This is a genomic window from Nocardioides nematodiphilus, assembly GCF_020216525.1.
GTDB lineage: Bacteria > Actinomycetota > Actinomycetes > Propionibacteriales > Nocardioidaceae > Nocardioides > Nocardioides nematodiphilus.
Map to the genome: position 1 here is coordinate 630171 of NZ_JAIWOY010000001.1, position 6416 is coordinate 636586.

Genomic DNA, 6416 nt, shown 5'->3' on the forward strand with positions numbered 1-6416 from the left:
CTTCGTGCGGACTACTTCAACAGCTTGGACATGCGGCGGTCGGCGAGCGGCTTCCCGCCGGTCTGACACGTCGGGCAATACTGCAACGACGAGTCGGCGAAGCTCACCTCGCGGACGATGTCGCCGCACACCGGGCACTTCTCGCCCGTGCGCCCGTGGACGGCCATGTTGGACTTCTTCTCGCCCTTGAGCTCGCTGGCCGCGAGACCCGTGGAGCGCGCCACGGCATCGGCCAGGGTGCCGCGCAGCGCGGCGTACAGCGTCGCGAGCTCGTCGTCGGTGAGCGAGTCGGAGGGCTTGTACGGCGACATCTTGGCCGCGTGCAGGATCTCGTCGGAGTACGCGTTGCCGATGCCGGCGATCGTGCCCTGGTGACGCAGCACCCCCTTGAGCTGCTTGCGGCCGGCCTCCTTCAGGATCCGCGCGAGGACCTCGATGGTGAAGCCGTCCGCCATCGGCTCCGGGCCGAGGGTGGCGATCCCCGGCACGTCGAGCGGATCGCGGACGACGTAGAGCGCGAGTGACTTCTTGGTGCCCGCCTCGGTGACGTCCAGCCCCTGGTCGGAGTCGAGCACGACCCGGGCCGCGAGGGTCGACTTGGGCGAGGGCTTGGGCGGGATCGACGGGACCTCGTCGCGCCAGCGCACCCAGCCGGCCCGCGCCAGATGGAGCACCAGGTGGATGCCCGAGGCCTCGATGTCGAGGAACTTCCCGTGCCGGGTGACGTCGTCGACGAGCGTCCCCTCGAGCGCCGAGAGCGGCGGGTCGAAGGTCTTCAGCGCGCTGAACTGCGCGATGTGGATCTTCACGATCGCACGGTCCTTCAACCGCCCCCGCAGGTCGGCGGCGAGTGCTTCCACCTCGGGCAGCTCAGGCATGGTGGCGAGTCTAGGCTCACGACCTGCCACAATCTGGCCCATGAGGCCACAGGTGGTCGCACATCGTGGCGCCAGTCAGGAACAAGCCGAGCACACCCTGGGCGCCTACGTCCGGGCTCTCGACGTCGGGGCCGAGGGGCTCGAGTGCGACGTGCGGCTGACCGCCGACGGCCACCTCGTGCTCGTCCACGACCGCAGTCTCAAGCGCACGGCGCAGTCGCCCGGCCTGGTCTCGGAGATGACCCTGGCCGAGCTGGAGAAGTTCGACTTCGCGGCCTGGAAGCGCAAGGGCGGCGATCCCGACGAGGAGCCCGACCGCGACATGCGCCTGGACCGGGTGCTCACCCTGCGCGCGCTGTTGGAGACGATCCGCGACTACGACCGGCGCGTCGAGATCGCGATCGAGACCAAGCACCCCACCCGGTACGGCGGGCTGACCGAGCGGCGGCTGGCGAAGATCCTGCGCGAGTTCGGCTGGGACGTGCCCGGTTCGCCCGTACGCGTGATGTCGTTCAGCTATGCCGCGCTACAGCGGATGGACCGCCTGGCGCCCGGCGTGCAGAAGGTGCAGCTGATCGAGCACGCCCAGTACTGGCCGACGCTGCGCTCGATCGTGGCGCGCGACTGGATCATCGGGCCCGGCATCGAGGAGCTGCGCGAGCACCCGCGCTTCGCCCGGCGGCTGCTGCTCGACGACAAGCGGCTGCACGTGTGGACGGTGAACAAGGACGAGGATCTCGAGCTCTGCCTCGACCTCGGCGTCGAGGCGGTCATCACCGACCGTCCCGCGCACGTGCTCGAGCGCCTCAGCCTGCTGTCCTAGGGCTGCTAGCGGGAGAAGTCCTCGGCGCGCCGCATCACCTCGCGCAGGAACGCCGGCATCTCGGCCGGGTCGTCGATGAACTGCGACGGCTTCAGGCAGAAGGTCGTGAAGCCCTGCTCGATCTGCTCGGCGATGGGCGCCATCGCCGCGCCGAGGTCGGCGCAGGTGTCGTCGTCGGGGAACGTCGCGCGGGTGCCGCCGACCATCTCGATCCCGTCGGGGTCGCGACCGGCCTCGCGCAGCCCGGCGCGCAGCATCGCGAGGTCCTCCGCGCTCGGGGTGCCGAACGGATGGAAGCCGTGGCCGTACCGCACCAGCCGCTCCAGCACCGGTCCGTGCACGTGCTGCCCGCCGAACCACATCCGCGGGCCGTCGGGGCGGAAGGCCTTCGGCTCCAGATAGACGTCGGTGAAGTCGAAGAAGTCACCGTGGAAGGAGGCCGGCGTCTCGCGCCACAGCAGCTCCAGGATCCGCAGCTGCTCGTCGAGGATCCGGCCGCGTTGGCGGAACGGCACGCCGAGCGCGGCGTACTCGTCGCGGCTCCAGCTGACGCTCGGCTGCACCACCAGGCGGCCCTCGGAGAGCAGGTCGAGGGTGCCGAGCTCGCGGGCCAGCAGGAGCGGGTGGCGCAGCGGCGCGAGCACCGCGCTGGCGACCAGCCGGATCGTCGAGGTCGCGGCGGCGATCGCGCTGTGCAGCAGCAGCGAGGCGGGCCACGGCGTGGCCGGGTCCTGGTTGCCCGGTGCGGCGTACGCCCGCGGGTTGCTCATCACGCCCAGCGCGCCCGCATCGGGGCCGAGCACGACGTGCTCGCTCAGCATCACCGCGTCGAAGCCGGCGTCCTCCGCCTGACGCGCCCAGCGCACCAGGGTGGGCAGGTCGCGGCCGTCGGCGAGCGTCCAGTTCTCGCTGAGGATCAGCAGCATCCGGGGAGTGGCGGGCATCCGACTACGCTACGTCCTCGTGGCCAAGAAGAACCGCTCCCGCAATGCTCCGTCCGCTCCGACCGAGGGCGGCGTCAGCAAGAACGCGCCGTGCCCCTGCGGCTCCGGCAAGCGCTACAAGGCGTGCCACGGCGCGGCCGGCGGCGCGGGGGTCTTCGTCGCCCGGCCGTTCGAGGGTCTGCCCAACGAGTGCGATCTCGTCGCGATGCGCGAGCTCGTGCCGTCCGCGACCGCGTCCGTGACCATCAAGGGGTACGAGACGACCCCGGTCCAGCTCGGCACCCTGTTGCCGCTCGCCGCGCCTGCGATGCGCCGCGACAGCGGCCAGGTCTGGGCCGGCCTGCAGGTCCAGCACAACTTCGGCGACGTCTCCCGCGAGGTCGCCGCCGCGCTGCTCAAGGCCCTCGAGGCCGACGAGTCCGGCATCCACGGCCTCACCGAGAACCCGGGCCAGGGCCCGCGCCTGCAGGACCTCATCACCGACACCGCGCTCACCGTCACCGTCCACGACGGGTTCGAGTGGTGGATCGCCGACGTCGAGGACAAGGAGGGCCTCGAGGGCGCCCTGCAGCAGGCCAACGCGGCCGCCCTCCCGACCGCGCGCCTGACCTCGGTCGAGGCGGCGTACTGGACCTCCACCGGCTCCAAGGAGCACCTGCGCTGGGTGATGCCGGAGAACGAGGACGCGCTCCTCACCGCGCTGGCGCGCCTGCATGCTGCCGGCGCCGACGTGCTCGTCCCGGGCTCGCGCTTCATCGGCATGTTCCGCGCCCACGGTCTCCTCGCCCCCGTCTGGGACCTGCCGCTCGGCACCGGCGCCGAGGCGCTCGAGGAGCCGGCCACCGCGTTCAAGAAGGCCCTCGACGCGGCGCTCGCCGACACCTCCGACCTCACCGACGAGGTCCGCTCGGCCCGCGCAGGCCTGGCCAGCCGCCAGGTCGCCATCCGCTGAGCGCGACCGCGCTGCGGCGCCGGGCGAGTCGACCCGAGACCCGGTAGGCGCCGACCATGAACACCACGACGGCACCGGTCTCGGCCGCGCCGTAGGCCCACGTCCCCGCGCTCGGCGTCTTCTGCTCGGGGCGCTCGCCGGCGGCGGCAGCCGCCGGGTGCTCCTGTGCGAAGACCTCACCGCGCGCCGAGCCGTGCAGGAACGGCGCCACCATCAGCACCGCCATCCCGAGCAGCGCCTCGACGGTGATGACCAGCGGGAACTCCTTGGCCAGGATCACCCGCAGCGGTCGCTCGTCGCCGGCCTCGCGCAGCCGCTCGATCCGCGGGTGGAGCCAGAACTGGTTCGCCGCCCCGAGCGCCAGCATCGCGCCGACGATCAGGATCTTCACGCCGAGCACCCGGCCGTACAGCGTGGTGAGGAGCTGGCTCGGCCCGTCCACGTGCGTCCAGTAGAGCCAGATGCCGGAGAGCACGATCGCGGCGACGCAGGTCATCGCCACGACCGCGAACCGGCGCAGCGTCCGCGACCAGAATCGGCGCCGGTGCTCGGCGGAGACGACGCCGGGCACGGTGAGCGCGGCCAGGCCGATCAGGCCACCGATCCAGATCGCGCCGCCCTCCAGGTGGAGCAGCCACATCAGGGCGGAGAAGACCGTACGGCCCCACGCGCCCGGCTCGGGTCGCTCGTCGGGGAACCTGGTCGTGGCCAGGGCGAGCACGGAGACGACGAGACCCGCGGCGAGCAGCCAGGGCGCCGCGGAGGAGGCGGCCGTGCGTCGGGAGGTGAGCGGCAGCACCAGCATCACCGCGGCGGCCACGAGGGTCAGCTCGAGACCGAGCAGCAGGCCGGCCACGGTGCCGTCGTACAGGCTCTGACGCGCCAGGACGACGGCCATCCCGCCGTCCTCCGCCAGCTCGTGCGCGAGGTCGAGGAACGCGAGCGGCACCGCCAGCACCCCGCCGACGACCGCCAGCCGAGCGAGCCGCGCGAGGACCGCGGGACGGTCGACCGGGTCGGCGGCCGGTCTCGCGCAGAACGCGGCGAGCGCGAGCAGGCCGGGCACTGCCATCAGGCTGATCCACATCGCGCCGGTCAGGACGCCGTCTCGGATCGGGCCGAGCGAGGGCGGCGGGGGCGTGGTCAGAAGAAGCATGTCGGGACTCTCTCGTGAGGAGGGCCCTATTTAGGACAGGCTTACCTAACAAAGTCAATCGTGAGGCGTGCGGTGCGGCCCCGCCGGCTGGCGGACGACTCAGCGGGCGCCGGGGCGTACCAGATACGGCTGCAGGCGCGAGTAGCCCTTCACCGACGTCCGCCGCAGGCGGGTCACCTCGAAGCCCCCGTCGTCCCTGAGCTGCTCGGCGGCCTGCTCGTCGACGAGCACCGCGTCGGGGCGCGCGACCGAGGTCAGCCGCGAGGCGATGTTGACGGTCGGGCCGAACACGTCGCCGAGACGAGAGACCACCTCGCCGTACGCGATCCCGGCCCTGACCTGGGGGAACGGCGTGTCGTCCTCGGCGCCCAGGCTGGTGATGGCGAGCGCGATGAGAGCCGCGTCGCCAGCGGTGTCGGCCACGAAGAGCACCGCGTCGCCGAGCGTCTTGATCACCCGGCCACCGCGCTCGACGACCAGGCCGGTGCAGACGTCCTCGAACTCCTCGAGCCACTCCACCAGCTCGTCGTCGCTCATCGACTTGCTGCGCGAGGTGTAGCCGACGATGTCGACGAAGCCGACCGCGAAGGCGGCCGAGGCGGTGCCCGAGGCGGTGACGAGACCGCGGGTGACCACCGAGGCGAGGTGACGGCGCCAGATGTACGTCTGGAGGTACTCCACGGAGGGCAGCACCTCACCGGCCAGCGCGAGCATGTCCACCGGGTCGCCGCCGCGCCCGGCGGTGACGTCGGCGAGCAGCGAGGTCTGCCACTCCGCCAGCCGCGCGAACGAGCGCCCCAGGGTGCGTACCAGCGCCGCGCGGCGGTCCTCGTTGAGCACGCCGAGCGTCATCAGCTGCTGGGTGAGCCGCAGCGCCTCGACGTCGGAGCTGGTGAAGGCGACCTCGTCCGCGGTCGGCAGGGGGAAGCCGAGCAGCCGCCACAGGTCGTTGGCGACCTCGATCGGCACACCGGCCGCCGCGGCGACCTGGGACTGGCTCAGGCTGGGCTGCTCGCCGAGGAGATGTCCCTCGACGAGCTCGACCAGCCCGGAGTCCAGCTCGGAGTCGGGACCGGAGTCAGGGATCTCGCTCAGGACTGTCCACCGAAGCGATCGGCCGCGACCTTCTCCAGCGCCTCGTGGAAGGCCGGCATCTCGACCTCGAGACGACGCAGCGCCTCCGGGGTGAGGTGGATCAGCTCGAGCGGCGTGAGCGCAACGATCGAGGCGTTGCGCAGCTTCTGGTTGAGGATCGCCGCCTCACCGATGATGTCGCCGGGTCCGGCCTGGGCGATCTCCTGGCCGTCGCGCCGCACGCTGACGGTGCCGTCGAGGATGATGTACGCCTTGTCCGGCGGGGTGTCCTTCGAGATCGGCGCCCAGCCGGCGGGCAGGTTGACCACCGTCCCGGAGCCGCTGATCTTGGCGATCTGCGCCGGGGTGAACATGGAGAAGAAGGTGTTGCTCACGAGGGCCCCATTCGTGGTGGGAGTAACCGGGTCAGTCCCTCCAACGATGCACCCCGCGCGGGGCTACGAACAGGAGCCACTCGGCTAGGTGTGATGCCCAGGCACGTTGTGCGATTGGGTACGGCAAGCCTGTAGATAGGTGAAGGCCTCCCGGTGTGGAGTGGAGCTGTCTAGGACTTCACCCACCAGGGAGG

At 71.6% G+C, this 6416-nt stretch carries 7 protein-coding genes; 2 read left to right on the plus strand and 5 right to left on the minus strand.

Translation table 11 applies throughout. The features are described 5' to 3' along the window. Positions 1–11: 11 nt before the first annotated feature. Positions 12–878: an Fpg/Nei family DNA glycosylase gene (locus tag KSO98_RS03070; protein ID WP_225283409.1), complete on the minus strand. Its 867-nt coding sequence runs from the start codon at positions 876–878 to the stop codon at positions 12–14. A 40-nt stretch (positions 879–918) separates the two neighbouring features. Here KSO98_RS03070 and KSO98_RS03075 point away from each other — a divergent pair, with 40 nt between their 5' ends. Next, positions 919–1701: a glycerophosphodiester phosphodiesterase gene (locus tag KSO98_RS03075; protein WP_225283410.1), complete on the plus strand. Its 783-nt coding sequence runs from the start codon at positions 919–921 to the stop codon at positions 1699–1701. 5 nt (positions 1702–1706) lie between these two features. Here the strand turns inward: KSO98_RS03075 and KSO98_RS03080 are convergent, their stop codons facing one another. Continuing rightward, a complete protein-coding gene (locus tag KSO98_RS03080) occupies positions 1707–2645 on the minus strand; it encodes a TIGR03619 family F420-dependent LLM class oxidoreductase (RefSeq protein ID WP_225283412.1) in 939 nt (312 codons plus the stop codon). A gap of 19 nt (positions 2646–2664) precedes the next feature. On the opposite strand from KSO98_RS03080, the gene KSO98_RS03085 reads away from it, so the two are divergent. After that, on the plus strand, positions 2665–3597 hold the full coding sequence (locus KSO98_RS03085) for a DUF5926 family protein (RefSeq protein WP_225283413.1): 933 nt from the start codon (positions 2665–2667) through the stop codon (positions 3595–3597). On the opposite strand, the gene KSO98_RS03090 is transcribed toward KSO98_RS03085, so the two are convergent. From KSO98_RS03090 to KSO98_RS03100, 3 genes are all read right to left on the minus strand, one after another. Further along, complete coding sequence (locus KSO98_RS03090; protein ID WP_225283414.1) at positions 3536–4753, minus strand: CopD family protein; 1218 nt, start codon at positions 4751–4753, stop codon at positions 3536–3538. The genes KSO98_RS03085 and KSO98_RS03090 overlap by 62 nt on opposite strands. 99 nt (positions 4754–4852) lie before the next feature. After that, on the minus strand, positions 4853–5848 hold the full coding sequence (locus KSO98_RS03095) for an adenylate/guanylate cyclase domain-containing protein (RefSeq protein ID WP_263642321.1): 996 nt from the start codon (positions 5846–5848) through the stop codon (positions 4853–4855). Beyond that, positions 5845–6222: a Crp/Fnr family transcriptional regulator gene (locus tag KSO98_RS03100; protein ID WP_225283415.1), complete on the minus strand. Its 378-nt coding sequence runs from the start codon at positions 6220–6222 to the stop codon at positions 5845–5847. Before KSO98_RS03100 ends, KSO98_RS03095 begins: the two co-directional genes overlap by 4 nt. Between the last annotated feature and the right edge of the window lie 194 nt (positions 6223–6416).